Raw genomic sequence first — 25,450 nt, 5'->3', positions numbered from 1 at the left:
GTGGGCTCCTCAGCTTCCCTCGACTCGCAGGACGGAGATGACCTGACGCACGGGCTCCAGGCCGGCGACCGCGTCGACCGTCGCGCGCAGCGAGGCCTCACGCGCCGCGTGCGTGGAGATGATCAGGTGCGCGGCACCGCCCTCCTCGTCGGGCGAGGACTGGCGGACCGTGTCGATCGAGACGCCGTGGTCGGCCAGCACGCCCGCGACCTGGGCGAGCACGCCCGGGCGGTCGGCGACCGACAGGCGCACCTGGAAGCGGGTCACGGCCGCCTCGGGCGGCAGCACCGGGAACGCCTGGTCCTTCGACTCGCGCAGGCCCTTGCCGCCGGTCAGGCGCCGGCGCGCGACCGAGACGACGTCGCCCAGCACCGCCGACGCCGTCGGACGGCCGCCGGCGCCCTGGCCGTAGAACATGAGCGGACCCGCGCCGTCGGCCTCGACGAACACCGCGTTGAACGCGCCGCGCACCGCGGCCAGCGGGTGGTCGGCGGGCACGAGCGCAGGGTGCACGCGAACCGAGATCTCGCCGTCGTCGACCGGGCCGATGACCTCGGCGACCGCGAGCAGCTTGATGACGTGGCCCGTGCGGCTCGCCCAGGCGACGTCGGCGGCGCTGACGCCCCGGATGCCCTCGCGCGCGACGTCCTTGAGCGCCACGCGCGTGTGGAACGCGAGGCTGGCCAGGATCGCGGCCTTGGCGGCGGCGTCGAACCCGTCGACGTCGGCGGTCGGGTCGGCCTCGGCGTACCCGAGCGCCTGCGCCTCCTTGACCGCCTGGTCGAGCTCAAGCCCCTCGGTGGCCATGCGGTCGAGCACGTAGTTCGTGGTGCCGTTGACGATGCCGAGGATGCGGCGCACGTGGTCGCCCGCGAGCGACTCGCGGATGGGTCGCACGATCGGGATGGCGCCGGCGACCGCGGCCTCGTACAGCAGGTCGACGCCGGCCGCGTCGGCCGCCTCGAACAGCTCGGGGCCGCGCTCGGCGAGCAGCGCCTTGTTGGCGGTGACGACGGCGGCGCCACCCGCGAGGGCGCGCGCGATCAGCGTGCGCGCGGGCTCGATGCCGCCCATGACCTCGACGACGACGTCGGCGCCGTCGACCAGCGCCGTGGCGTCGGTGGTCAGCAGGTCGCGCGGGACGGCGGGGTCGCGCTCGGCGTCGAGCGAGCGGACTGCGATCCCGGCCAGCTCGACGGGGGCGCCCACGCGGGCTGCGAGGTCGATCGGGTTCTCGAGGATTCCGCGGGCCACCTCAGTGCCCACCACACCGCACCCGAGCAGCGCGACGCGCAGCGGGGCGGGGCTCGACGTCTCGGGCACAGGGCACCTCCGGTCATCGGGGGGATGTCGGCCCCAGGATAGGGCGTCTTGGCGGGCGAGACGGCCCCCGTCCAGCGCGTGGAGCGCCACGCCGTCGCCGGGTGGATCGTCGATGGTCGAGCCCGCGGAGGCCGCCCTGTCCGGACGGGTGGTTTCGACGGGCTCAACCACCGAACTCGCCGGGGGTCTCGACGGGCTCAACCACCGGGGGTTGAGCCTGTCGAAACCACGCGGGACGCGGCGGTCAGCCCAGGTCGAGGGCCAGCAGGTCCTCGACGGTCTCGCGGCGCACCAGCACACGCGACGCGCCGTCGCCGACCGCGACCACCGGCGGACGCGTGAGCTGGTTGTAGTTCGACGCCATCGAGCGCCCGTAGGCGCCCGTCGCCGGCACCGCCAGCAGGTCGCCCGCGCGGATGTCGCCCGGCAGCTCGACGTCGTGCACCACGATGTCGCCTGACTCGCAGTGCTTGCCCACCACACGCGCGCGCACCGGCTCGGCGTCGCTCGCGCGCCCCACCAGCTCGGCGTGGTAGCGGGCGCCGTAGAGCGCGGGGCGGATGTTGTCGCTCATGCCCCCGTCGACCGAGACGTACAGACGCGTGAACGCGGCGTCATCGCCCTGCCCGCCGTCGGTGACGACGACGGGCTTGACCGTGCCGACCGTGTACAGCGTGACGCCGGCCGGGCCGACGATGGCGCGCCCCGGCTCGATCGAGATGCGCGGAAGTCCGGTGCCGAGCTCGTCACAGGCATGGGCGACCGCCGCCGCGATGTCACCCGCGACCGCGCGCGGGTCGAGCGTCTCCTCGCCGGGCAGGTAGGCGATGCCGTAGCCGCCGCCGAGGTCGACCTCCTCGACCAGGACGCCGGTGCGCAACGCCAGGTGGGCGCGCAGGCGCAGCACGGTGCGCGCGGCCTCGACGAACCCCGCGCCGTCGAGGATCTGCGACCCGATGTGGCTGTGAACGCCCAGCAGTCGCAGGCTCGGGCGCTCCAGGACGCGCAGCAGCGCCGCGACCGCGGGCGAGTCACCGCCGTCGGGCCCCGCGTTCACCGACAGGCCGAACTTCTGGTCCTCGTGCGCGGTCGAGATGTACTCGTGGCCGCCCGCGTGCACGCCCGTGGTCACGCGCACCATGACGGGCGCGACGACGCCGCGCGCGGCGGCGAGGTCCGCGACGCGCTCGATCTCGGTGAGCGAGTCGACGATGACGCGGCCCACCCCGGCGTCGAGCGCCGCCGCCAGCTCGGCGTCGGACTTGTTGTTGCCGTGCAGGCCCAGGTCGGCGCCCGGCACGCCCGCGCGCAGCGCGATGGCGAGCTCGCCGCCCGAGGCGGTGTCCACCCGCAAGCCCTCCTCGTGCGCCCAGCGCGCGACGGCGACCGTCAGCAGCGCCTTGCCCGCGTAGTACACGTCGACGCCCGCGCCCACCGCGGCGAACGCGTCCTCGAACGCCGTGCGGTAGGCGCGCGCGCGGTCGCGGAAGTCGCGCTCGTCGAGCAGGTACGCCGGCGTGCCGTGCTCGGCCGCGAGCGCCGCGACGCCCACACCACCCAGCACGAGGGCGCCGTCGTCGCCGCGGCGCGCCGACGACGGCCACGGTGGCCCGCCGAGGGCGGGCGCCGGGCGGGGGCTCACATGCGCTCCGGGGCGGAGACGCCGAGCAGGCCGAGGCCGTTGGCGAGCACCTGGCGCACGGCGTCGTTGAGCCACAGGCGCGTGCGGTGGGTGTCGGTCACCGGCTCGTCGGGGTAGGGCAGCACCCGGCGCTGAGCGCCGTCCGCGTCCTTCGCTTGGTACCAGGAGTGGAAGTCGCCCGCGAGCGCCTCGAGGTAGCGCGCGACGCGGTGCGGCTCGCGCAGCGCGGCGGCCTCCCCCACGACGCGCGGGAACTCGGCCAGGCGGCCGAGCAGCACCGACTCGGTCTCGTGGTCGAGCAGCGACGGGTCGAACCCGTCGGCCCGGCGCACGCCGCGCTCGTCGGCGTTGCGGTCGACGGCGGCCGTGCGCGAGTGCGCGTACTGGACGTAGAAGACGGGGTTCTCGTTCTTCTGGCTGGCCAGCAGGTCGAGGTCCAGGTCGATCGTGGAGTCGGCGGCGAAGCGCGCGAGCGAGTAGCGCGCGGCGTCCACGCCGACGGCGTCGACCAGGTCGTCGATGGTGATGACGGTGCCCGCACGCTTGGACATGCGCACCGGCTGGCCCTCGCGGACCAGGTTGACGAGCTGGCCGATGAGGATCTGCATGTTCACCCCCGGCGTGTCGCCGAAGGCCGCGCAGATCGCCATCATGCGCCCGACGTAGCCGTGGTGGTCGGCGCCGAGCATGTAGATCGCCTCGTCGGCGCCGCGCTCGCGCTTGTCGAGGTAGTAGGCGATGTCACCCGCGATGTACGCGGCGTCGCCGTCGGACTTGATGACGACGCGGTCCTTGTCGTCGCCGAACTCGGTGGTGCGCAGCCAGGTGGCGCCGTCGGCCTCGAAGATGTGCCCCAGCTCGCGCAGGCGCTCGACGGCGCGGTCCACCGCGCCCGACTCGTGCAGCGAGTCCTCGTGGAAGTAGACGTCGAAGTCCACGCCGAAGTCGTGCAGCGACGTCTTGATCTCGCCGAACATCATCTCGACGCCGCGCGCACGGAACGCCTCCTGCGCCGCGACGTCGTCGCGCTCGGCCGGGGGCGTCTCGCCGTCGGCGACCGCGGCGGCCGTGACGGCGTCGGCGATCTCCTGGATGTAGGCGCCGCCGTAGCCGTCCTCGGGCGCGGCCTGCCCGCGGGCTGCGGCCAGCAGCGAGCGCGCGAAGCGGTCGATCTGCGTGCCGTGGTCGTTGAAGTAGTACTCGCGCGTCACCTGCGCGCCGCTGGCCTCCAGCACCCGCGCGAGCGAGTCGCCGACGGCGGCCCAGCGCACGCCGCCGATGTGGATCGGCCCCGTGGGGTTGGCCGAGACGAACTCCAGGTTGATGTGCTTGCCGGCCTCGGTCTCGTTGCGGCCGTACGCCGGCCCCGCCTCGACGATGGCGCGCGCGAGCTCGCCCGCGGCGGCGGCGTCGAGCGTGATGTTGAGGAACCCGGGTCCGGCGACGTCGACCTTCTTGACGCCCGCGACCGCCGCGAGACGCGCGGCGAGGTCCTCGGCCAGCGCGCGCGGCGTGGTGCCCGCCCGCTTGGCGAGCTGGAGCGCGACGTTGGTGGCCCAGTCGCCGTGCTCGCGCTGCCGGGGTCGCTCGACGTGGACCTGCGCGGGCACGGCCGCGGGGTCGAGGGCGAGGGCGCCGTCGGCGACAGCCGAGGCGAGGGCAGCGCTGAGGGCTCGGGAGAGCTCGTCGGGGGTCACGGGGGCGATTCTACGTGGGCGCGGACAGCGGATTTCCGGCGGGCGCAGGCTGGCCGGGGCCAGCGCGCGGCCTGTTCGGGGCCGTCTCGTCGGTGTCGCAGCGCCGTCGCCGCGCCACCGTCTCGCGGTCGCGCGATGGGCGGGCGCCGCGTTGGGGGCGCCGACGAGCGCGGTGGTGCTGGTAGTCTCGTCCCGGCCGCTTGGGTGAGAGCCCGGTCGGCCCCGCGCCTGTAGCTCAGTGGATAGAGCGTCTGCCTCCGGAGCAGAAGGTCGGGGGTTCGAGTCCCTTCAGGCGCACCACACGCAACGGCCCGCCACCCCATGGGTGGCGGGCCGTCCGCACACCCACCCCACCCGCACCCCACCCGCACCCCCGCGAGATACCGGAATCCCGTCGAGGTACCGGTTCTCGGGCACCAGACCCCGGTACTTCGACGGGATTCCGGTATCTCGCGGGAATGGGTGGGGTGGGGGTGGGTTATTCGTCGGCGGTCTCTTGTTTGCCTCGCATGACCAGGAGGGGGTCGGGGGCGCCGACGACGGCGGGGTCCTTGTCCTCGTAGTCGAACTGGTTGAGGAAGAACCGCATCGCGTTGGTGCGCGCCCGCTTCTTGTCGTTCGAGCGGATGATGGTCCAGGGCGCGTACCGCTTGTCGGTGCGCTGGAACATCGCCTCCTTGGCCACCGTGTAGTCCTCCCAGCGGTCGAGCGAGGCGAGGTCCATCGGCGAGAGCTTCCAGCGCCGCACCGGGTCGAGCTGGCGGATCGCGAACCGGGTGCGCTGCTCGGTGCGCGACACCGAGAACCACAGCTTGATCACGCGGATGCCGGACTCGACGAGCATGCGCTCGAAGACCGGCGCCTGAACCATGAAGCTCTCGTACTCCTCATCGGTGCAAAAGCCCATGACCCGCTCGACGCCGGCGCGGTTGTACCAGGAGCGGTCGAAGAGCACGATCTCCCCGGCCGTCGGCAAGTGGCGCACGTACCGCTGGAAATACCACTGCCCCCGCTCGCGCTCGCTCGGCTTGGTCAGCGCGACGACGCGCGCGGTGCGCGGGTTGAGGTGCTCGGTGAAGCGCTTGATGGTGCCACCCTTGCCCGCGGCGTCGCGGCCCTCGAACAGCACCACGACACGCTCCCCGTGGTCCTCCAACCAGTACTGAAACTTGAGCAGCTCGACCTGGAGGCGGTACTTCATCAGCTCGTACTCCTCACGCTCCATGCGCTCGGCGTACGGGTACCCCTCCTGCCAGGTGAGCACCGGGTTGCCGTGCGGGTCGATGAGGTCGGGGTCGGGCGACTGCCCGTCGCGCACCGAGTAGCCGCGTTCGCGCAGGTACTCGATGTACCCGCGCAGGTCTTGCGGCGGGAAGTCGCCGCCGTGGTGGAGGGCGTTCATGAGTGCTCCTCTCGTCGTGCTCCGACGGTAGTCCCGTCGTCACGCCGGCCGCGGGGACACGTCGGCCGACGTCGGTCACAGCGGGCCCGCGTATACAGAACCGGCCCGGCTCTAGCCAGAAGGGCGGCGGAAGGCTACGTTCTGTATACATGAGTGTCGCCGATGTCACACCGCGCGCGGGTGAGCGCGCGTACCGCGCGCTGCGCGAGGCCATCGTCCATTGGGAGCTGCGGCCCGGCGACGCGCTCGGCGAGATCGAGCTGGCCGAACGGCTGGGCGTCTCGCGCACCCCGGTGCGCGAGGCGCTGGCCCGCCTGGTCGCCGACGGGCTCGCGGTCGCCGTCGGCGGGCGCGGGCTCGCCGTCGCTCCCATGGACCTGGGGCGGGTGCACGCGCTGTACGAGGTGCGCCAGGCGCTGGAGACACAGGCCGCGCGGCTGGCCGCCCGCCGCGGCGACCCCACCGTCTTCACCGCGCTCGCGCGTGAGCTCGCCGCGACCCAGCCCCGGCCCGACGACGGCGCACACCCCACGCCCGACGGCGCGCGCCCCACGCCCGACGGCGCCGGCGCGGCCGAGTCCCCCGACCGCGCGGCCTACTACGGCCTCGTGGCCCGCCTCGACGCCGCGATCGACGCCGCGGCCGCCAACGACTACCTGACCGCCGCGCTCGCGAGCGTGCGCACGCACCTGGAGCGCATCCGGCGCGTCGCCCAGGACGACCCCGCCCGCCTGGCCGCGGCCGCCGTCGAGCACCGAACGATCGCCGCCGCCATCGCCGCGGGCGACGCCGACCTCGCCGCGCACGCCACCCACGTCCACCTGCACCACAGCCTCGAGAACGTCATCCGAACGGGAGCACAGCCCGCATGAGAACCCATCACGTCCGCGTCCACCGCAGCGACGAGCCCCTGCCCCGCGAGCGCCAGCTCGCCCACGCGATCGCCACGGTCGCCGCCGAGCGGATCGACCCGACGCCCGAGGTCACCGACATGGTGGTCAACCGCGTCATCGACAACGCGGCCGTCAGCGTCGCCAGCCTGGGGCGCGCCCCGGTGCTCGCCGCGCGCGCGCAGGCGCAGGCGCACGCGCCGTCGTCGGGCGGGCGCGGCGCCACCGTCGTCGGCAGCGCCCAGCGCACCAGCCCCGAATGGGCGGCGTGGGCCAACGGCGTCGCGGTGCGCGAGCTCGACTACCACGACACCTTCCTCGCGGCGGAGTACTCGCACCCGGGCGACAACATCCCGCCGATCCTCGCCGTCGCGCAGCACACCGGGGCCGACGGCGCGGCGTTCGTGCGCGGCGTCGTGACCGGCTACGAGATCCAGGTCGACCTGGTCAAGGCCATCAGCCTGCACGCGCACAAGATCGACCACGTCGCCCACCTGGGCCCGAGCGCGGCGGCCGGGATCGGCACGCTGCTGGGGCTCGACGCCGCCACCATCTCCCAGGCCGTCGCGCAGGCGCTGCACACCACCACCGCGACCCGCCAGTCGCGCAAGGGCGAGATCTCGACGTGGAAGGCGTACGCGCCCGCGTTCGCGGGCAAGGCCGCCGTCGAGGCGGTCGACCGCGCGATGCGCGGCCAGACCAGCCCGTCGCCCATCTACGAGGGCGAGGACGGCGTCATCGCCTGGCTGCTCGACGGGCCCGACGGCGCGTACGACGTCGCCCTGCCCGAGCCGGGCGAGCCGCGCCGGGCGATCCTCGACACCTACACCAAGGAGCACTCGGCCGAGTATCAGGCCCAGGCGTGGATCGACCTCGCCCGCCGCCTGGGCCGCGAGCGCCCTGAGCTGCGCGACCCGGCCGCGGTCGAGTCGGTGGTGCTGCACACCAGCCACCACACGCACTACGTCATCGGCTCGGGCAGCGGCGACCCGCAGAAGTACGACCCGACGGCCTCACGCGAGACGCTCGACCACTCGATCCCCTACATCTTCGCCGTCGCGCTGCAGGACGGCGCGTGGCACCACGTCGACTCCTACTCCCCCACGCGCGCGGCCCGCCCCGACACCCTCGCGCTGTGGCGCAAGGTCACCACGGCCGAGGATCCCGAGTGGACGCGCCGCTACCACTCGCCGGACCCGAACGAGAAGGCGTTCGGCGGGCGCGTCGAGATCACCCTGACCAGCGGGGACACCGTGGTGGAGGAGATCGCCGTCGCCGACGCGCACCCGCTGGGCGCCCGCCCGTTCGCGCGCGCCGACTACGTGCGCAAGTTCCGCACGCTCGCCCAGGGCGTCGTGGCCGACGCCGAGGCCGAGCGGTTCCTCGACCTGGCCCAGCGCCTGCCCGACCTGCGCCCCGACGAGCTCGACGGCCTGACCGTCACCCCGCTGACCGACCCCGCGGCCGCGCACGCGCCACGAGGGGGGATCTTCTGATGCTGTACTCGACGCTCACGCCGTCCGCCAAGCGGCGCGCGTTGCGCGAGAGGCTGCGCAGCGGTGAGCTGCTGACCCTGCCAGGCGCGTTCAACCCGCTCGCGGCGCGCCTCATCCAGGACAAGGGGTTCGACGGCGTCTACGTCTCAGGCGCCGTGGTGGCCGCCGACCTGGCCCTGCCCGACGTCGGGCTGACCACGTTGAGCGAGGTCGCCGCGCGCGCCGCGCAGATCGCCCGTATGACCGACCTGCCGACGCTGGTCGACGCCGACACGGGTTTCGGCGAGGCCATGAACGTGGCGCGCACCGTGCAGACGCTCGAGGACGCCGGCGTCGCGGGCCTGCACCTCGAGGACCAGGTCAACCCCAAGCGGTGCGGCCACCTGGACGGCAAGCAGGTCGTCGACGACGCAACGGCGGCGCAGCGTGTGCGCGCCGCCGCCCAGGCGCGCCGCGACCCCGACCTGCTCCTCATGGCGCGCACCGACGCGCGCGCGGTGCTCGGCCTCGACGCGGCGCTCGATCGGGCGCGCGCGCTCGTCGACGCCGGCGCCGACGCCGTCTTCCCCGAGGCGCTGACCAGCCTGGACGAGTTCGCGGCGTTCGCCGACGCGCTCGGCGTCCCCGTGCTGGCCAATATGACCGAGTTCGGCAAGGGCGAGCTGTTCACCCGCGAGCAGCTGCGTGACGCCGGCGTCGCGATCGTCATCCATCCGGTGTCCCTGCTGCGCGTCGCGATGGGGGCGGCCGAGCGGGCCCTGGACGCCCTGCGCGCGCAGGGGTCGCTGCGTTCCCAGGTCGCGGGCATGCAGACCCGCTCGCGCCTGTATGAGCTGCTCGACTACGCCGCCTACGCGGCGTTCGACGGCGCCGTGTACGACTTCACACTCAAGGAGGAGCAGTGAACCCCCAAGTGCACCCCGGCCTCGCCGGCGTCTACGCCGACGCCACCGCAATCAGCCGCGTCAACCCGGAGACCAACTCGCTGCTCTACCGCGGCTACCCCGTGCAGCAGCTCGCCGACACCCAGCCCTTCGAGGCCGTCGCCTGGCTGCTGTGGAACGGCGACCTGCCCACCGCCGACGAGCTCGCCTGGCTGCACGCCAACGGGCGCCCGTTCCGGTCGCTGGCTCCCGAGGTGCGCGCGGCCATCGACGCGCTGCCGCGCGACGCGCACCCCATGGACGAGGTGCGCACCGCCGTCAGCATCATCGGCGCCGCCGAGACCGCCGGCCGGGCACTGGAGGAGACCGCGGGGACGCGGGCCGAGAACGTCGCGCGCAGCCTGCGCCTGTTCGCCGCACTGCCGGCGATCGTCGCCTACGGGCAACGGCGCCGGCACGGGCTGGAGCCCATCGCCCCGGACGAGAGCCTCACCTACGCGCAGAACTTCCTGTGGATGACGCACGGCTCCCTGCCCGACCCCGTCGTGGTCGACGCGTTCAACCGCTCGATGATCTTGTACGCCGAGCACTCGTTCAACGCCTCGACCTTCACCGCGCGCGTCATCGCGAGCACGCTCAGCGACCTGTACTCCGCCGTCGTCGGGGCCATCGGCGCTCTGAAGGGGCCGCTGCACGGCGGGGCCAACGAGATGGTCATGCACACCTTCGACGAGATCGGCGCGGCGGACAACGTGGTCCCGTGGCTGGAGCGGGCTCTCGCCGACAAGCGCAAGATCATGGGGTTCGGCCACCGCGTGTACAAGCACGGCGACTCGCGCGTGCCGACCATGCGGGCCGCGCTCGGCGACCTGGTCGAGCACTACGTCCGCCCTGACCTGCTCACGCTCTACGAGGCCCTGGAGGCGGCGTTCGTCGAGCGCAAGGGCATCTACCCCAACCTCGACTTCCCGTCAGGGCCCGCCTACCACCTCATGGGCTTCGACACCCCGACGTTCACGCCGCTGTTCGTCGCAGCGCGCGTGACCGGCTGGACCGCGCACATCCTGGAGCAGCAGGCGCGCAACGCGCTGATCCGCCCGCTCGCCGCCTACGACGGCGTCGCCGAGCGGTCCGTGCCCGGGTGGACGGCCTCGTAGGGTGGCCGTATGACCGACGAGACCCCCGGCTACGCCGACTTCGAGTTCGAGCGTCGGTTCCTGGTGCGCGATCTGCCGGCGACGCTGCGCGACACCCCGGCCCTCATCGTGCAGAGCTACTTCCTGTCCGACGGCGGGTACGCGCTGCGGGTGCGCTGCCAAGCGTCGGGGGTCGAGGCGGGTCTGGGGGCGTCGTCCGACGCGCGTGAGGTGCTCGACCGCCACCAGGGCGAGGTCGACTTCGCGGCGGTCACGGTCAAGGGTCCGAGCGTGGGCGGCACGCGCTACGAGGCGGAGCGCGAGATCGAGCCGAGCGTGGGCGTCGAGCTGGTGCGGCGCGGCGGCGCGCAGATCCTCAAGACGCGCTACGCGGCCTGGCTCGGCGCCGACGGCTGGGTCATCGACGTGTTCGGCGGCGCCAACCACCCGCTCATCGTCGCCGAGTGCGAGCGCTCCGGTCCGGTCGTCGACCTGCAGATTCCCGAGTTCTGCGTCACCGAGCTGACCGACGACCGCCGGTTCTCCAACGAGTCGCTCGCGGTGGACCCGTTCAGCGGGTGGGCAGCGGGATTCGCGCGCGAGCTGGCCCAGGCCGGGCCGAGCTTCCGGCAGGACTTCGGCCCCAACACCCGGCTCGCCCTGTAGCGACCTCAGCCGGCCGACAGCTCCTCGACGCCCGGGCGGAACTCGAAGTGCCAGGGCTCATAGTTGCCGCTGCCCCCGCGCCGCGCCCACGCCGGGTTCTCCCAGCCGTACGCGGCGCCGTTCTCGACCAGCCACCGGTATGCGGCCGAGCTGCCCGTGACCGCCGACGACAGGTCGATGGCCAGGCCGAGGCCGTGCATGGACGTGCCCGGCTGCGCGGCGAGATAGCCGCGCGACCCCTTGACCGAGTACTGGCGGCCGAGCGAACGGTAGGAGTCCACCAGACCGATGTCCGTGCCGAACTGCGCGCGGAACGCCTCGTTGAGCGCCGTCAGCGCGACCGCGGCACGCGGCTGCAGGCGCATCCCGGGCGCGAACGGCAGGTCGCACAGCTCGCCGTCCGTCAGGTGGCCGTTGGTGCTGGTGACCGTCACCGCGCCGTCGCACCCCGGCAGCGGGTCGCGCTCCAACGAGCGCGAGGCGCCGCTCGTGGCGCGCGCGACAGCCGGCGGGGCAGCGATGCCGGGCGCAGTCGCCGACGCGACGACGGGGTCGCGCACGACGTCGAGCGTCGAGGGGCCGGTGGGGGCGATGTCGAGGTCGAACGGCGAGCGCGCGTCGGCGCTGAGCGTCGAACTGAGAGGGGTCAGCGGCGCGGCGATCGTGGCCGCGGCGAGTGTGCCGAGCACGGCGACGCGCGGGAGCCAGGCGCCGCGCTTGCGCTCGCACGGCTGCTCGGGCAGGGCCGAGCGGGTGCGCCCGGCGCGCTCGGCGCGCGTGCGCACGGCGGGGCGGGGGACGGCGGGGCGGGGCTCGGCGGGGCGCGCCGCGATCGGGACCTCGCGGGCGGGGACGACGGCGGCGGGGCGGGGCTCAGGGAAGGGCGAGACGGCGGTGTGCCACGGCGCCGGGGCCGAGGGCGCCACTGGGGCCGGGACGGCGGTCGCCGGGAACAGCCGGGGCGCTGCGGGGGCCGCCGGGGCGACGCGCTCGGCGCGGCGCGGCGACGGGCGGGCCGCAGGAGCGTCGGGACCGCTTGGCGATGGGCGGCCCGCGTGGGCGTCGGGCCGGCTCAGCGCGGGCAGTCGGGCGGGCACGTCGGGGCGACTGGGCCGAGGGGCGCTCGCGGGCGGCGTCGGCCCACCCGCCACGGCGCCGTGCCGCGGCTGGACCACGCGGCGCGCCGGCTCGACGACCGGGTTGCCGAGCGCGGGGCTGACCGGCGCTGGGCCGGGGAACGTGATGCCTCCGACCACGACGGTGTCGCCGGAGCGCCCGGTCGCGCGCAGTGCCGCCTCGCGCTCGCGCGCCTCGGCCTCGCGGCGCTCTCGTCGGGTCATCAGGACCTGACCCGGGGGTCGAGACGTGGCGCTCATCTGCTCCACGTCTGCCTCCCGTTCACGCGCCGCCGACCGGCGCAGGCGTCACTGTTGTCCTGGTCACGAAGGGTCTTGCTCGCAAGAGCCGGCGTGGTCCGCCTCCGCCACGGCCCGCTCGTCACGGAACCATAACGGGGCGTTCCGCCCCCGCCAAGCCCTTCCGTGATGAAAGACGCCGAATCGGGCACGCTGTGGCGCAACCCGCGCCTCATGTGACGAAGGTCACCGAGGCCTCAGGCGCGCGGCAGATGGCGCTGCATGGCGTCGCGAACCTCGCCCACCAGCTCCTCGAGGATGTCCTCGAGGAAGACGACGCCGACCAGACCGCCCGGGCTCTCGACCCGTGCCAGGTGGGCGCCGCTGCGCTGCATCGCGCGCAGCGCGTCCTCGACCTCGTCGTGCGGACGCACCATGGCCAGTGCCCGCACACGGAAGGCCGGCACCGGCTCGTGGCGGTCGCCGTCAGAGGCGTAGAGCACGTCCTTCAGGTGCAGGTAGCCGACCAGCTCGCCTCCCGCGCGGCCCGGCGCCGCGACGGGGAAGCGCGAGAAGCCCGTGCGCGCGACCAGGTGCTCGACGGCGTCGGGTGTGACGTCGTCGGGCACGGTGACCAGGTCCTCGACCGGGACCATGACGTCGCCCGCCGTGCGCGCGGAGAACTCGATCGCCGAGCCGAGCAGGCCCTGCTCGTCGCTCAGCACACCCTCGGCCTGCGAGTGCTCGACGATCGACTGGACCTCCTGCGCGGTGAAGGCCGAGGCGACCTCGTCCTTGGGCTCGACGCCCGCCAGGCGCACGGCGTGGTTGGCGAGCCAGTTGAGCGCCCCGATCACGGGTCGCACGGCCCGCGCGAGCACCACCAGGGGTGGCCCGAACCACAGCACGGCCGCCTCGGGTCCCGCGACGGCGAGGTTCTTGGGCACCATCTCGCCCAGCACCACGTGCAGGTAGACGACCAGTGTGATCGCCACGACGAACGAGACGGGGTGCGCGAGCGCCTCGGGCACGCCCACCGCGTGCAACGGGCCCTCCAGCAGCGCCGCGACGGCGGGCTCGGCGACGATGCCCAGCCCGGTCGAGCACACCGTCACCCCCAGTTGCGCGGCGGCGAGCATGAGCGAGACGTGCTCCATGGCCCACAGCACCACCTGCGCGCGCCGGTCGCCCGCGGCGGCCCGAGGCTCGATCGCGGCGCGACGCGCGGAGATGATGGCGAACTCGGCGCCGACGAAGAACGCGTTGCCCGCCAGCAGCAGCACCCCGATGGCGATCGCGACGGGCGTGCTCATCGCTCCTCCTCCACGCCCAGGACGCGCACCCGTTCGGCGCGCCGCCCCGTCATCGCCTCGACACGCAGCCGCACGCCGCCGCGCGGCTCGCGCACCTCGACGACGTCGCCGACAGTCGGCACGCGCCCCAGCCGCGCCATGATGAGCCCGCCCAGCGTCTCGTAGGCCGGCTCCTCGGGAACCACCAGGCCCGTGGCCTCCTCCAACTCGTCGGGCCGCATGACGCCCGGGACGATCCACGAGCCGTCCGCGGCGCGCACGGCGCCCGCTCGACGGGGGTCGTGCTCGTCGGCCACGTCGCCGACAAGCTCCTCGACGACGTCCTCCAGCGTGACGATGCCCGACGTGCCGCCGTACTCGTCGACGACGACGGCCATCTGCAGCCCGAACGAGCGCAGCTCGACCAGCAGCGGGCCCAGGCGCACGGTCTCGGGCACGCGGGGCGCGTCGCCCATGAGCGCCGCGACCGGCACCTCGGCGCGCCGCTCGTGGGGCACGCCGACGGCGCGGCGCAGATGCACGATGCCGACGACGTCGTCGCGGTCGGCGCCGATGACCGGGAACCGCGAGTGGCCGGTGCGCCGGGCGAGCGCGATGACCTGGTCGGCGGTGTCCTCGCGCCCGACGACGGCCATGCGCAGGCGGTCGGTCATGACGTCGCGGGCCGAGAGCTCGTCGAGCTCGATCGAGTTGGTCAGCAGCGTCGCGACCGACTGCTCCAGCGTGCCCTCCTGCGCCGAGCGCTTGACCAGCGACAGCAGCTCGGGGGCCGAGCGCGCGCCCGAGAGCTCCTCGCGCGGCTCGACGCCCACGCGGCGCAGCAGCCCGTTCGCCGACCGGTTGAGCACCAGGATGAGCGGGCGGAACACGCGGGTGAAGCCGCGCACGACGGGCACCACCCACAGCGCGGTGCGGTACGGCGCCGACAGCGCGAAGTTCTTGGGGATGAGCTCGCCCACGAGCATCGAGAATCCGTTGACGACGATGAGGCCGAACACCGCGGCGAGCACCGACGCGAGCGCCGGGGCGACGGGAGTGGCGCGCAACCCCGCCGAGAACAGCGACAGCAGCGCGGGCTGCGTGGTGTAGCCCAGCAGGATGGTCGTGACCGTCACACCGACCTGCGCCGAGCTGAGCTCGATCGACAGGTGCTTGAGGCTTGCGCGCACCGCGCGGTGGCGGCGGCCCGACCCGTCGCTGAGGGTCGCCGGGTCCAGCGTGACGAGCGCGAACTCGCCGGCGACGAAGACCGCCGTGCCCACGGTGAGGGCGACACCGAGGGCGACCATGAGCCACTCGCCCGTCATGGCACGTGCGACGTTGTGAGGCGGGCAAGGGCGCTGGGATGTCGAGGCTCATCCATCGGCACCGATCGTATCGGCGTCGGGCGTTCGAGCACGTCACGTCCGGAGCCTGTCGCGTCCGGGTCACATCGCATCCGCGACGTGGCGCCCGCCGCGGCGCGAGACGACGCCGCGGCGACCACCTGCCAGGCTTCGCCCATCGGCGTGTGCCAACCTGAGGTCATGGCAACCGACGTCAACCAGCAACCGGCCACCATTCTGGTGGTCGAGGACGAGCCCGCGATCGCCACCGCCGTCGCCCAGCGTCTGACGGCCGAGGGATGGCGCGTCGAGGTGGCGCGCGACGGGCTCGCGGCCGTGGACGCGGCCGCGAGGCTGCGCCCTGACGCCGTCGTGCTCGACGTCATGCTGCCCGGCATCGACGGGCTTGAGGTGACCCGCCGCATCCAGGCCGACCACCCCCTGCCGATCCTCATGCTCACCGCGCGCGACGACGAGACGGACATGCTGGTGGGGCTCGGCGTCGGCGCCGACGACTACATGACCAAGCCGTTCTCGATGCGCGAGCTCGTCGCGCGGCTCAAGGCGCTGCTGCGCCGCGTCGAGCGCGCCCAGCAGGCGGCTGCGACGTCGCCCGCCGACCCGCCGCTCGTGATGGGTGATGTGACCATCGACCGGGCGCAGCGGCGTGTGCACCGCGCGGGCGACGAGGTGCACCTGACCCCCACCGAGTTCGAGCTGCTCGTCATGCTGGCCTCCTCGCCCAAGACCGTGCTCACGCGCGAGCGCCTGCTCGCCGAGGTATGGGACTGGGCCGACGCGTCCGGAACGCGCACCGTCGACTCGCACATCAAGGCGCTGCGCCGCAAGCTCGGGCCGGACCTGATCCGCACGGTGCACGGCGTCGGCTACGCGTTCGAGCCGCCGGCCTCCTGAGGGGCCGGAGGCACGCCATGGCGATCCGTCCGCTCGACCCCCTGAGGTCGATCAAGATCAAGTTGGGCGTGCTGGTGGTCGCCGCCGCCACGTTCGCGGCCGCGATGACCTGGCTGGGGCTGCGCCAGCACCTCGGCCCCAGCCGCACGTTCCCCCTGGTGATCGTGTTGGCGCTGGTCATCACCCAGGTGCTCGCGCGTGGGATGACCTCGCCGCTGCGCGAGATGACGGCCGCGGCACAGGCGATGGCGGCCGGTGACTACGACCAACGCGTCACGGCGACCAGCCGCGACGAGGTCGGCGCGCTCGCGACGGCGTTCAACCAGATGGCCGAGGACCTGGCCTCGGCGGACCGCACGCGCCGCGACCTGATCGCCAACGTCTCGCACGAGCTGCGCACGCCGGTCGCCGCGCTGCAGGCGCAGCTGGAGAACATGGTCGACGGCGTCACCGAGCCGACGCCCGCGGCCCTGGAGCTCTCGCTCGCGCAGACCGAGCGCCTGACCCGCCTGGTCACCTACCTGCTCGACCTGTCGCGCGTCGAGGCGGGCGCGTCGGCGCTCACCGTGACCCCGATCGACGTCGGCGACTTCCTTGAGGAGTGCGCGCAGGCGCTCAGCATGGTCGAGGCGGCCAAGAACCTGCGCTACGTCGTCGACGTCACGCCGTCCGACCTGGTGCTTGAGGCCGACGCCGAGCGGCTGCGGCAGATCGTCGTCAACCTGCTGCAGAACGCGATCCGGCACTCGCCGCCCGGCGGCGAGATCCGGCTGGACGCCTACCCCGAGGGCGACGACGTCGTCATCGAGGTCGCCGACGACGGGCCGGGCATCGCGCCGCAGGACCGCGAGCGCGTCTTCGAGCGCTTCGCGCGCGGCGGCGCCGCGAGCGGTGCGGCGACGAGCGGGGTGGGCACAGCGTCGGGGGGCACGGGCATCGGTCTGGCCATCGTGCGCTGGGCCGTCGACCTGCACGGCGGGCATGTGGGCGTCACCGACTCGCCCGCGGGCAGGGGCGCGACGATGCGGCTCGTGCTGCCCGCCAAGGCGCGTCCGGCGCCGGGCGTCACGACGGCGGCGTCCGACACCTGAACACCACCACGAGCGATCAAGGTGTGATTTCGATCACGCCAGACGCAGGTGAGGGGCCACTTACCAAGCCGACGGATGCCGGCGGTTGACGTTTCACCAGTCCGTTGGGACAGGCCTTGCCCGACCTTTTGCCTGCCCCCGACCGGGTCAGGAACACCGGCCGGACACCCCGGTGATCACCGAGCGACAAGGCATAGGCTGGGCGCGTCCGAGAGTGTGCCGCGTATCACTCCGGGCGACAACCAAACCCTCTGCAACACGGGAAAGTGGGCGAAACACGCGTGGTGTCCCCTAAGGCTGAGTCGACGTCGATCAGCGAGAGCGCCGCAGCCGCGTTCGGCGCCAACGCCGGGCTCGTGGACGAGCTGTACGAGCAGTACCTGAACGACCGGAGCACGGTGGACCCCGCGTGGTGGGACTTCTTCGAGGGGTACGCCCCGTCGGGCGTGGCCGAACGGACGGTGTCCGCCAACGGCTCCTCCACCCAGGCGAGCCGGGCCCCGATGCCGCCCGCCACGGCGCCCGGGCCGGTGCTCCCCACTGACCCGCTGCCCGCCGAGCGCCCTGTCGCGACCGCACAGCCGACCACCGCGCCGTACGCGGAGGCCGCCGTCGTCAAGTCCAAGCCACAGGCGGCCGCACAGGACGCCGTCGCGAAGCTGCGCGGCCCGGCCGCGCGCGTCGTGACCAACATGGAGTCCTCGCTCGAGGTCCCGACCGCGACGTCGGTGCGCGCCGTGCCCGCCAAGCTCATGGTGGACAACCGCATCGTCATCAACAACCACCTCGCGCGCACGCGCGGCGGCAAGGTCTCCTTCACGCACCTGATCGGCTTCGCGCTGATCGAGGCGCTGGCCGACACGCCCGTGATGAACGCGCACTACACGCTCGTCGACGGCAAGCCGGGCGTCGTCCAGCCCGCCGCCGTCGGATTCGGGCTGGCCATCGACCTGGCCAAGGACGACGGCTCGCGCCAGCTCCTGGTGCCCTCGATCAAGGACGCCGGGGCGCTCGACTTCGCGGCGTTCGTCTCCGCCTACGAGGACCTGGTGCGCAAGGCGCGCAACGGCCGCCTGACCGTCGAGGACTTCCAGGGCACCACGATCTCGCTGACCAACCCGGGCGGCATCGGCACGGTGCACTCGGTGCCGCGCCTCATGCAGGGCCAGGGCGCGATCGTCGGCGTCGGCGCCATGGACTACCCGGCCGAGTTCGCCGGCGCCTCGCTCGAACAACTGTCGAAGATGGGCGTCTCGAAGGTCATGACCCTGACCTCGACGTACGACCACCGCATCATCCAGGGCGCGCAGTCGGGCGAGTTCCTCAAGGCCATCTCCGACAAGCTCCTGGGCCTCGACGGCTTCTACGACCGCGTGTTCACGTCGCTGCGCATCCCGTACGAGCCCGTGCGCTGGGTGCGCGACAACACCCACGACGCCGACGACGAGGCCGCCAAGCCCGCGCGCATCGCCGAGCTCATCCACTCCTACCGTTCGCGCGGGCACCTCATGGCGGACACCGACCCGCTCGCCTACCGCCTGCGCAAGCACCCGGACCTCGACGTGCAGAACCACGGCCTGACGCTGTGGGACCTGGACCGCACGTTCCCCACCGCCGGATTCGGCGGCAAACCCAAGGCGACGCTGCGCGAGACCCTCGGCCTGCTGCGCGACTCCTACTGCCGCAGCATCGGCATCGAGTACATGCACATCGCCGACCGCACACAGCGCAAGTGGATCCAGGACCGCCTGGAGACGGGCTACGCCCGCACCCCGCGCGAGGACCAGCTGCGCATCCTGCGCCGCCTGAACTCGGCCGAGGCGTTCGAGACGTTCCTGCAGACCAAGTTCGTGGGCCAGAAGCGCTTCTCGCTCGAGGGCGGCGAGTCGCTCATCCCGCTGCTCGACGCGATCCTGTCGAAGGCCGCCGAGAACGGACTCGACGAGGTCGGCATCGGCATGTCGCACCGCGGCCGGCTCAACGTGCTGGCCAATATCGCGGGCAAGAGCTACGGGCAGATCTTCAAGGAGTTCGAGGGCCAGCTCGACCCGCGCTCGGTCCAGGGCTCGGGCGACGTCAAGTACCACCTCGGCACCGAGGGCACGTTCACGGCCGAGTCGGGCGCGACCACCAAGGTGCACCTGGCCGCGAACCCCTCGCACCTGGAGGCCGTCGACCCGGTGCTCGAGGGCATCGTGCGCGCCAAGCAGGACCGCATCGACCTGGGTGGCGACGGCTTCTCCGTGCTGCCGATCCTGGTGCACGGCGACGCCGCGTTCGCCGGCCAGGGCGTGGTGCCCGAGGTGCTCAACCTCGCGCAGCTGCGCGGGTACCGCACGGGCGGCACGATCCACATCATCGTCAACAACCAGGTCGGCTTCACCACGGGCCCGTCCTCATCTCGCTCGACGACGTACGCGACCGACATCGCCAAGGGCTTCCAGGTGCCGGTGCTGCACGTCAACGGCGACGACCCGGAGGCCGTCGTGCGCGTCGCCGAGCTCGCGTTCGCCTACCGCGAGCAGTTCGACCGCGACGTCGTGATCGACATGATCTGCTACCGGCGCCGCGGCCACAACGAGGGCGACGACCCGTCGATGACGCAGCCGCTCATGTACAACCTCATCGAGAAGAAGCGCTCGGTGCGCCGGCTGTACACCGAGAGCCTGGTGGGCCGCGGCGACATCACGGTCGAGGAGGCCGAGCTCGCGCTGCAGGACTACCAGCAGCAGTTGGAGCGCGTGTTCACCGAGACCAAGCAGGGTGTCGGCGCCAAGCCCAAGGCCGAGCACGTCGGCGGCCTGGAGCGGCCCGAGTCGCAGCGCGAGGACGCCGGCACGATGGTCGGCTGGCGCACGGCCGTGTCGCACTCGGTCATCGAGCGCATCGGCGAGGCGCACTCGGCCCCGCCCGAGGGGTTCACGGTGCACCCCAAGCTGCTCAAGCTCCTGGAGACCCGCCGCATCATGTCGAAGGACGGCGGCATCGACTGGGGCTTCGGGGAGATCCTCTCGTTCGGCTCGCTGCTCATGGAGGGCACCCCGGTGCGCCTGGCGGGTCAGGACTCGCGGCGCGGGACGTTCACGCAGCGCCACGCCGTGTTCCACGACCGCACCAACGGCGCCGAGTGGACGCCCCTGAACTACCTGGTCAAGGACCAGGCCAAGTTCTGGGTCTACGACTCCTCGCTGTCGGAGTACGCGGCCCTGGGCTTCGAGTACGGCTACTCGGTCGAGCGCCCCGACGCGCTCGTGCTGTGGGAGGCGCAGTTCGGCGACTTCGTCAACGGCGCGCAGACCGTCATCGACGAGTTCGTCTCCTCGGCCGAGCAGAAGTGGGGCCAGTCCTCGTCACTGGTCATGCTGCTGCCGCACGGGTACGAGGGCCAGGGGCCGGACCACTCGTCGGCGCGCATCGAGCGGTTCCTGCAGCTCGCGGCCGAGGACAATATGGTCGTCGCGCACCCCTCGACCCCGGCGTCCTACTTCCACCTGCTGCGCCGCCAGGCCTACCAGCGCCCGCGCAAGCCGCTCATCGCGTTCACGCCCAAGCAGCTGCTGCGCCTCAAGGCCGCGGCGTCGGCCGTCGAGGACTTCACGACAGGCACGTTCCAGCCGGTGCTGCCCGACGTCGCCACGCCCGCGGCGGGCGTCACGCGCGTGATCCTGTGCTCGGGCCGCGTCTACTACGACCTGCTCGCCGAGCGCACGCAGCGCGGTGACACCTCGACGGCGCTGGTGCGCTTGGAGCAGCTCTACCCGCTGCCCGAGGACGAGATCCTCGCGCAGCTGGCCAGGTACGGGACCGACGACGTCGTGTGGGTCCAGGACGAGCCGCAGAACCAGGGCGCGTGGTCCTACCTGCACCTGGCGCTGCCGGCCGACCTGCGCCGCACGGTGCGCGTCGTGTCCCGACCGGCGTCCGCCGCGACCGCGGCGGGCACGCACCGCCTGCACGCGGCCCAGCAGCAGACGCTGATCGCCGAGGCCTTCGCCCGCTGACGCGGGCCGCGCCGGCACAGACCGCGAGGCTGACAGTTCAGGCGAACTGTCAGCCTCGCGGTCTGTGGTCGGCTGGTGGCCAGACGGTCACCAGCGAGAGTGGATCTGGTCGCGCAGGTGGCGGTCGTACAGCTCGCGGATCTCCGAGGCGAACAGCGGACCGAGCGCCGGGACCGCGCCCGCGGCGGCGTTGGCGCGCGCCTGCTCGGCGCTGCGCGCCCCCGGGATGACGGTCGAGACGCCGGGCTGCTGCCAGATCCAGGCGATCGCGGCCTGTGCGGGGCTCAGCCCGCCCGGCAGCGTCGCCGTCAGCGCCGCGAACTCGGCCGCGGCCGTCACGCCCGTGTCGTAGTCGACGCCCGAGAACGTCTCGCCGACGTCGAACGCCTCCCCGTGCCGGTTGTAGGACCGGTGGTCGCTTGGCGCGAACGCCGTCTCCTTGGTGTAGCGCCCCGACAGCAGACCCGAGGCCAGCGGAACCCGCGCGATGACGCCGACCCCGGCGGCCGACGCGGCGGGCAGCACCTGCTCGAGCGGCTTGAGGCGGAAGGCGTTGAGGATGATCTGCACGCTCGCCACGCCGGGGTGCTTGATCGCCTCGATCGCCTCGTCGCACGTCTCGACGCTGACGCCGTAGTTCGCGACCGCGCCCTCGGCCACGAGGGTGTCGAGCGCGTCGTAGACCTCCGCCGTCGAGTAGACCGACGTCGGCGGGCAGTGCAGTTGGACCAGATCGAGCGTGTCGACGCCGAGGTTGCGCCGCGACCGGTCGGTCCACTCGCGGAAGTTGGCCAGCACGTAGTTCTCGGGCGTCTGGTCGACCCGGCGGCCCATCTTCGTGGCCACCGTGATCCCAGCGTCCGGATGGTCCTTCACGAACCGTCCGAGAGCCTGCTCGGACCGCCCGTCGCCGTAGACGTCAGCGGTGTCGTAGAAGGTCACTCCGGACTCGAGCGCCGCCTCGAGGACGGCCCGCGAGTCGTCGTCGCTGACCTCTCCCCAGTCGGCGCCCAGTTGCCAGGTGCCTAGGCCGACGACCGAGACAAGCCGGCCCGTGCGGCCGAGAACCCGTCGTTCCATCGTTCCTCCCCGATAGTTCAGTGAGCACACAGTACGACGCGCACCGCTCGACGGGCGGCTACGGTGTGCTCGTGACCCTGAGCGAGCCCGAAATCGTTCCAGCGCCCTCGGGCGCCCAATATGTCATCTCCTATGCCGAGCATCGTGCCGTGATCGTCGAGGTCGGCGCCATGGTCCGCGAGTACACGGTCGGCGGGCGCGACGTGTTCGTCCCCTTCGCGCAGAGCGAGGTGGCCCCCGTCTTCAACGGCGCGGTGCTGCTCCCGTGGCCCAACCGCCTGCGCGATGGCGCCTACACGGTCGACGGGACGACCTACGAGCTCGCCCAGAGCGAGCCCGCGCGCGGCAACGCGCTGCACGGCTTGGCGTGCTGGACCCGCTGGTCGCTTGTCCAGACCACCGCGAGCTCCGTGACGCTCGAACTGGCTCTGCCGGCGCAGAAGGGCTGGCCGTTCCAGCTCGTCTCGCAGGCGCGCTACGCGCTGTCCGACGCCGGGCTCGAGGTCACGCTCACGACACGCAATGTCGGCGTCGGGACGGCGCCCTACGGCGTCGGGTTCCACCCGTGGCTGTCGCCCGGCGGCGCGAGCCTCGACGAGTGCACGGTGCGCCTCGACGCGACGACGCACGTCACCGTCGACGAGCGCCTGCTGCCCACCGGCACGGAGCCGGTCGCCGGCCCGTTCGACCTGGTCGCCGAGCGCTCGCTCGCCGGACTCGACCTCGACGACGCCTGGCTCGGCGTCACCCGCGACGCCGAGGGCCGCTCGTGGTGCCGCCTCGGGCGCCCCGACGGGCGCACGCCCGCGGTGTGGATGGACGAGTCGATGGACGCCTGGCAGGTGTGCTCGGCCGACCACATCCCGCATTTCCACCGCGCGGGCCTCGCGGCCGAGCCGATGAGCTGCGTCGCGGACGCCTTCAACACCGGTGAGCGCCTGGTGCGCCTGGCGCCGGGTGACGTGCACGTCGTGCGCTGGGGCGCCACGCTGCTCTGACATCCCCGCCATCGCGGGCTGCGCACGCGAGAATGTCGGCGCGGGGGTGACGACATCGGAAGGCAGGGTGGGGCCGTGACCGCACGAGCGGTGCGCATCTGCGTGGTCGGCGACGAGTTGAGCGTGGGGGTCGGTGACCCTCGTGCGCTGGGCTGGGTGGGCCGCGTCATGGCACGGTCGCACTTCGACCATCCCGCGATGCACTTCACGCTCGCGGTGCCGGGCGAGACGACGTCGGGGCTCGGCGCCCGTTGGCAGCCGGAGGTCGCCACGCGGTTCGGTCCTGGCGCCGAGTGCGAGAACCGGCTGGTGGTCGCGCTCGGTCGGCACGACGTCACGGCGGGGCTCTCGATCGCGCGCTCGCGGCTCAACCTCGCCAACATCCTGGACGTGGCCGCGAACGGCAGCGTGGCGGCGTTCGTCGTCGGCCCGCCGCCCGGACGGCCTGAGGACGGCGACCGGATCGCCGAGCTGTCGGCGGCGTTCGAGGACGTCGCCTCGCGTCGGCGTGTGCCCTACGTCGACACCTACACACCCCTGGCCCACCACGAGCAGTGGCTCGCGGACCTCGCGCAGAACGCCTCGCTCTACCCCGGGCAGGCCGGCTACGGGCTGATGGCGTGGCTCGTGCTGCACACCGGGTGGCACGCCTGGCTGGGGCTGCCCGACCAGGAGTGAGGCCGCGCGCGGCCCGGCCCTCAGGGGCGCACGGTGGCGCGGATCGCGGCCCGGGCGCCGTCGAGCACGGTGCGCGCGGTCTCGACGGTGAGCGCGCTGATCGCCCCTTCGACGTCGGCCCGGCGCAGGTCGGCAAGCACGTCGGCGCGGAACCCCTGCACGAGCGCCTCGACCTCGCGGCGCGCGGCGTATGACTGGGCCCGGCGCGGGTCGGGCGGCACGTCGGGGGCGGGCCGGGCGCGCACCTCCTGCGCCGCGGCGGCCAGCTCGGCCCGCAGGCCACGCATCGCCGCGCTCACGTCGGCGCGCAGCTCGTCCGCGCGGGCGCGGACCGTCTCGGCCACGGAGTGCTCCAGGCGGCGCAGGTCGCCGCGGCGCTCGTCGAGCAGCGCGCGGCCCGCCTCGGTCAGCACGTACGGCGCCGTGCGCCCGGCGTCGTCGCGACGCACCAACCCCTCCTCCTCCATGCGGGCCAGCCGCGGGTAGACCGTGCCGGCGCTGGGTCGGTAGGTGCCGCCGAACCGCTCGCTCAGCGCGGTCATGAGCTCGTACCCGTGGCGCGGGCCGTCCTCGAGCAGGGCCAGGAGGTACAGGCGCAGCTCGCCGTGGGCGAAGACCGGTGGCATCAGCGGGCTCCCACGCTCGCGCCGATGACGGTCACGTCGCCCGTGACGACGTTCGCCTCCAGCGTCGTGGGGACCGAGCCGCTCGGCCCGAGCGTCTTGGTCCCGAACCCGCTCGCCTCGACGCCGCCCACCACGAGCCGCCCGCCCACGCCGGTCAGTCGCGCGCGCACGGCCTCGGCGTCGGGCACGCGCACGACGAACGACCCGGACACGGCGTTGCAGCGCACCCAGCGCGGCTGCTCGTGCAGGTCGAGCGTGACGTTGCCCGAGACCGTGCTGATGTCGGCGGACGGGACGGCGCCCGTGACGGTCAGGTCGCCCGAGACGCTGTTCGCGCGCACGTCGCCGCGCAGGTCGCGCACGGTGACCTCGCCCGAGACGGTGTTGACGTCGAGCGGTCCGCGCACGTCGGCGGCGAGCGCGGAGCCGGTGACCGTGTGCACGCGTGTCGCGGCGCGGGTTCCGGCCACCAGCACGTCGCCGCGCACGAGGCCGGCGCTGACGGGCACGGCGCGCGGCACGGCCACCTGCAGGTCGGCGCGGGCGCGCCCCGTGAAGTCGGCGAAGTTCTCGAAGAACGCCTTCCAGCCGCTGAGCGTCTCGTGTCCGACGACGAGCCGGCCGTCGTCGTCAAGGCGCACCTCGAGCGCCCTGCCGTCGACCGCGTGCGCCTCGACCCGCGTCACCGGCTCGTCGTGCGCGACGACGTCGACGCGCCCGTCGACGCACCGCACCGACAACGACGTGACGCCCTCGAGCTCGAGGGTCTGCGGACCGGTCACGGTCCAGTGCTCTGCCGCCATGGTCGTGCTCTCCTCGAACTCCGGGGGGCGACGCGATATATCGCGTCTCTCCCGAACACGATATATCGCGTTTCGTGGACTGCCAACCCCATGTGGGATCATGGAGCGACCCCCGTCCACCATCAGTGG

General features: G+C 73.2%; 20 protein-coding genes and 1 tRNA gene. 11 read left to right on the top strand and 10 right to left on the bottom strand.

Translation table 11 applies throughout. The features are described from left to right. Window positions 1-9 precede the first annotated feature (9 nt). The 3 genes from EV386_RS01635 to argS form a co-directional block, all read right to left on the bottom strand. Window positions 10-1,323 (bottom strand): homoserine dehydrogenase, encoded by a 1,314-nt coding sequence (locus tag EV386_RS01635; RefSeq protein WP_130411732.1) that lies wholly within the window; start codon window positions 1,321-1,323, stop codon window positions 10-12. A 244-nt stretch (window positions 1,324-1,567) separates the two neighbouring features. Then, entirely contained in the window at window positions 1,568-2,965 is a 1,398-nt protein-coding gene (lysA, locus tag EV386_RS01630; RefSeq protein ID WP_130411731.1) for a diaminopimelate decarboxylase, read from the bottom strand. Beyond that, window positions 2,962-4,662 carry an arginine--tRNA ligase gene (gene argS, locus EV386_RS01625; protein WP_130411730.1) on the bottom strand — a complete coding sequence of 567 codons (1,701 nt, stop codon included), beginning with the start codon at window positions 4,660-4,662 and terminating at the stop codon, window positions 2,962-2,964. The genes lysA and argS overlap by 4 nt, the downstream gene beginning before the upstream one ends. A gap of 224 nt (window positions 4,663-4,886) precedes the next feature. Here argS and EV386_RS01620 point away from each other — a divergent pair. Then, window positions 4,887-4,962: transfer RNA gene (locus EV386_RS01620), tRNA-Arg, on the top strand. Between the two features lie 178 nt (window positions 4,963-5,140). On the opposite strand, the gene ppk2 is transcribed toward EV386_RS01620, so the two are convergent. Next, window positions 5,141-6,064, bottom strand: coding sequence for a polyphosphate kinase 2 (ppk2, locus tag EV386_RS01615; protein WP_130411728.1), 924 nt, complete (start codon window positions 6,062-6,064; stop codon window positions 5,141-5,143). Between the two features lie 149 nt (window positions 6,065-6,213). On the opposite strand from ppk2, the gene EV386_RS01610 reads away from it, so the two are divergent. From EV386_RS01610 to EV386_RS01590, 5 genes are read left to right on the top strand one after another with little or no spacing between them, the layout of a single operon-like run. After that, window positions 6,214-6,936: a GntR family transcriptional regulator gene (locus EV386_RS01610; protein ID WP_130411726.1), complete on the top strand. Its 723-nt coding sequence runs from the start codon at window positions 6,214-6,216 to the stop codon at window positions 6,934-6,936. Continuing rightward, on the top strand, window positions 6,933-8,450 hold the full coding sequence (locus EV386_RS01605; protein WP_130411724.1) for an MmgE/PrpD family protein: 1,518 nt from the start codon (window positions 6,933-6,935) through the stop codon (window positions 8,448-8,450). Before EV386_RS01610 ends, EV386_RS01605 begins: the two co-directional genes overlap by 4 nt. Continuing rightward, window positions 8,450-9,355 (top strand): methylisocitrate lyase, encoded by a 906-nt coding sequence (gene prpB / locus EV386_RS01600; protein ID WP_130411722.1) that lies wholly within the window; start codon window positions 8,450-8,452, stop codon window positions 9,353-9,355. The genes EV386_RS01605 and prpB overlap by 1 nt, the downstream gene beginning before the upstream one ends. Further along, the gene (locus EV386_RS01595; protein ID WP_130411720.1) at window positions 9,352-10,491 is read left to right on the top strand and encodes a bifunctional 2-methylcitrate synthase/citrate synthase; all 1,140 of its coding nucleotides are present in this window, start codon (window positions 9,352-9,354) and stop codon (window positions 10,489-10,491) included. Before prpB ends, EV386_RS01595 begins: the two co-directional genes overlap by 4 nt. A gap of 9 nt (window positions 10,492-10,500) precedes the next feature. Beyond that, window positions 10,501-11,136: a CYTH domain-containing protein gene (locus tag EV386_RS01590; protein ID WP_130411718.1), complete on the top strand. Its 636-nt coding sequence runs from the start codon at window positions 10,501-10,503 to the stop codon at window positions 11,134-11,136. Between the two features lie 5 nt (window positions 11,137-11,141). Here EV386_RS01590 and EV386_RS18610 read toward each other — a convergent pair whose 3' ends face one another. The 3 genes from EV386_RS18610 to EV386_RS01575 all read right to left on the bottom strand — a co-directional run bounded on the left by EV386_RS18610 (window position 11,142) and on the right by EV386_RS01575 (window position 15,111). Beyond that, entirely contained in the window at window positions 11,142-12,512 is a 1,371-nt protein-coding gene (locus EV386_RS18610) for a M15 family metallopeptidase (protein WP_242607784.1), read from the bottom strand. A gap of 236 nt (window positions 12,513-12,748) precedes the next feature. Beyond that, window positions 12,749-13,804 carry a hemolysin family protein gene (locus EV386_RS01580; RefSeq protein ID WP_130411716.1) on the bottom strand — a complete coding sequence of 352 codons (1,056 nt, stop codon included), beginning with the start codon at window positions 13,802-13,804 and terminating at the stop codon, window positions 12,749-12,751. Beyond that, window positions 13,801-15,111 carry a hemolysin family protein gene (locus tag EV386_RS01575; protein ID WP_130411714.1) on the bottom strand — a complete coding sequence of 437 codons (1,311 nt, stop codon included), beginning with the start codon at window positions 15,109-15,111 and terminating at the stop codon, window positions 13,801-13,803. The genes EV386_RS01580 and EV386_RS01575 overlap by 4 nt, the downstream gene beginning before the upstream one ends. 219 nt (window positions 15,112-15,330) lie before the next feature. On the opposite strand from EV386_RS01575, the gene EV386_RS01570 reads away from it, so the two are divergent. From EV386_RS01570 to EV386_RS01560, 3 genes are all read left to right on the top strand, one after another. Beyond that, entirely contained in the window at window positions 15,331-16,044 is a 714-nt protein-coding gene (locus EV386_RS01570) for a response regulator transcription factor (protein ID WP_130411712.1), read from the top strand. 17 nt (window positions 16,045-16,061) lie between these two features. Next, the gene (locus EV386_RS01565) at window positions 16,062-17,135 is read left to right on the top strand and encodes a sensor histidine kinase (RefSeq protein ID WP_130411710.1); all 1,074 of its coding nucleotides are present in this window, start codon (window positions 16,062-16,064) and stop codon (window positions 17,133-17,135) included. 281 nt (window positions 17,136-17,416) lie between these two features. After that, the gene (locus tag EV386_RS01560; RefSeq protein ID WP_130411708.1) at window positions 17,417-21,136 is read left to right on the top strand and encodes a multifunctional oxoglutarate decarboxylase/oxoglutarate dehydrogenase thiamine pyrophosphate-binding subunit/dihydrolipoyllysine-residue succinyltransferase subunit; all 3,720 of its coding nucleotides are present in this window, start codon (window positions 17,417-17,419) and stop codon (window positions 21,134-21,136) included. An 87-nt stretch (window positions 21,137-21,223) separates the two neighbouring features. Here the strand turns inward: EV386_RS01560 and EV386_RS01555 are convergent, their stop codons facing one another. Continuing rightward, on the bottom strand, window positions 21,224-22,216 hold the full coding sequence (locus tag EV386_RS01555; RefSeq protein ID WP_130411706.1) for an aldo/keto reductase: 993 nt from the start codon (window positions 22,214-22,216) through the stop codon (window positions 21,224-21,226). 20 nt (window positions 22,217-22,236) lie between these two features. Here EV386_RS01555 and EV386_RS01550 point away from each other — a divergent pair, with 20 nt between their 5' ends. Together EV386_RS01550 and EV386_RS01545 are read left to right on the top strand one after the other, a co-directional pair. Next, window positions 22,237-23,214: an aldose 1-epimerase family protein gene (locus tag EV386_RS01550; RefSeq protein WP_242607783.1), complete on the top strand. Its 978-nt coding sequence runs from the start codon at window positions 22,237-22,239 to the stop codon at window positions 23,212-23,214. Window positions 23,215-23,289: 75 nt separating this feature from the next. After that, complete coding sequence (locus EV386_RS01545) at window positions 23,290-23,892, top strand: GDSL-type esterase/lipase family protein (protein ID WP_242607782.1); 603 nt, start codon at window positions 23,290-23,292, stop codon at window positions 23,890-23,892. Window positions 23,893-23,912: 20 nt separating this feature from the next. On the opposite strand, the gene EV386_RS01540 is transcribed toward EV386_RS01545, so the two are convergent. After that, window positions 23,913-24,518 carry a PadR family transcriptional regulator gene (locus tag EV386_RS01540; protein ID WP_130411704.1) on the bottom strand — a complete coding sequence of 202 codons (606 nt, stop codon included), beginning with the start codon at window positions 24,516-24,518 and terminating at the stop codon, window positions 23,913-23,915. Continuing rightward, window positions 24,518-25,321 carry a DUF4097 family beta strand repeat-containing protein gene (locus EV386_RS01535; RefSeq protein WP_130411702.1) on the bottom strand — a complete coding sequence of 268 codons (804 nt, stop codon included), beginning with the start codon at window positions 25,319-25,321 and terminating at the stop codon, window positions 24,518-24,520. The genes EV386_RS01540 and EV386_RS01535 overlap by 1 nt, the downstream gene beginning before the upstream one ends. Window positions 25,322-25,450: the final 129 nt, after the last annotated feature.

Origin of the sequence: Xylanimonas ulmi (genome assembly GCF_004216535.1) — a bacterium.
GTDB lineage: Bacteria > Actinomycetota > Actinomycetes > Actinomycetales > Cellulomonadaceae > Xylanimonas > Xylanimonas ulmi.
The sequence above is the reverse complement of the archived record's forward strand: the minus strand, read 5'-3'. Positions and strand labels throughout refer to the sequence as shown.

Bases quoted from the DNA above. Each gene is read 5' to 3' on its own strand.
- EV386_RS01610 (WP_130411726.1), top strand. From the start codon at position 6,214: ATGAGTGTCGCCGATGTCACACCGCGCGCGGGTGAGCGCGCGTACCGC.
- EV386_RS01575 (WP_130411714.1), bottom strand. From the start codon at position 15,111: ATGACGGGCGAGTGGCTCATGGTCGCCCTCGGTGTCGCCCTCACCGTG.
- ppk2 (WP_130411728.1), bottom strand. From the start codon at position 6,064: ATGAACGCCCTCCACCACGGCGGCGACTTCCCGCCGCAAGACCTGCGC.
- EV386_RS01535 (WP_130411702.1), bottom strand. From the start codon at position 25,321: ATGGCGGCAGAGCACTGGACCGTGACCGGTCCGCAGACCCTCGAGCTC.
- EV386_RS01570 (WP_130411712.1), top strand. From the start codon at position 15,331: ATGGCAACCGACGTCAACCAGCAACCGGCCACCATTCTGGTGGTCGAG.
- EV386_RS01605 (WP_130411724.1), top strand. From the start codon at position 6,933: ATGAGAACCCATCACGTCCGCGTCCACCGCAGCGACGAGCCCCTGCCC.
- EV386_RS01580 (WP_130411716.1), bottom strand. From the start codon at position 13,804: ATGAGCACGCCCGTCGCGATCGCCATCGGGGTGCTGCTGCTGGCGGGC.
- EV386_RS01540 (WP_130411704.1), bottom strand. From the start codon at position 24,518: ATGCCACCGGTCTTCGCCCACGGCGAGCTGCGCCTGTACCTCCTGGCC.
- EV386_RS01565 (WP_130411710.1), top strand. From the start codon at position 16,062: ATGGCGATCCGTCCGCTCGACCCCCTGAGGTCGATCAAGATCAAGTTG.
- EV386_RS01590 (WP_130411718.1), top strand. From the start codon at position 10,501: ATGACCGACGAGACCCCCGGCTACGCCGACTTCGAGTTCGAGCGTCGG.
- EV386_RS01555 (WP_130411706.1), bottom strand. From the start codon at position 22,216: ATGGAACGACGGGTTCTCGGCCGCACGGGCCGGCTTGTCTCGGTCGTC.
- prpB (WP_130411722.1), top strand. From the start codon at position 8,450: ATGCTGTACTCGACGCTCACGCCGTCCGCCAAGCGGCGCGCGTTGCGC.
- EV386_RS18610 (WP_242607784.1), bottom strand. From the start codon at position 12,512: ATGAGCGCCACGTCTCGACCCCCGGGTCAGGTCCTGATGACCCGACGA.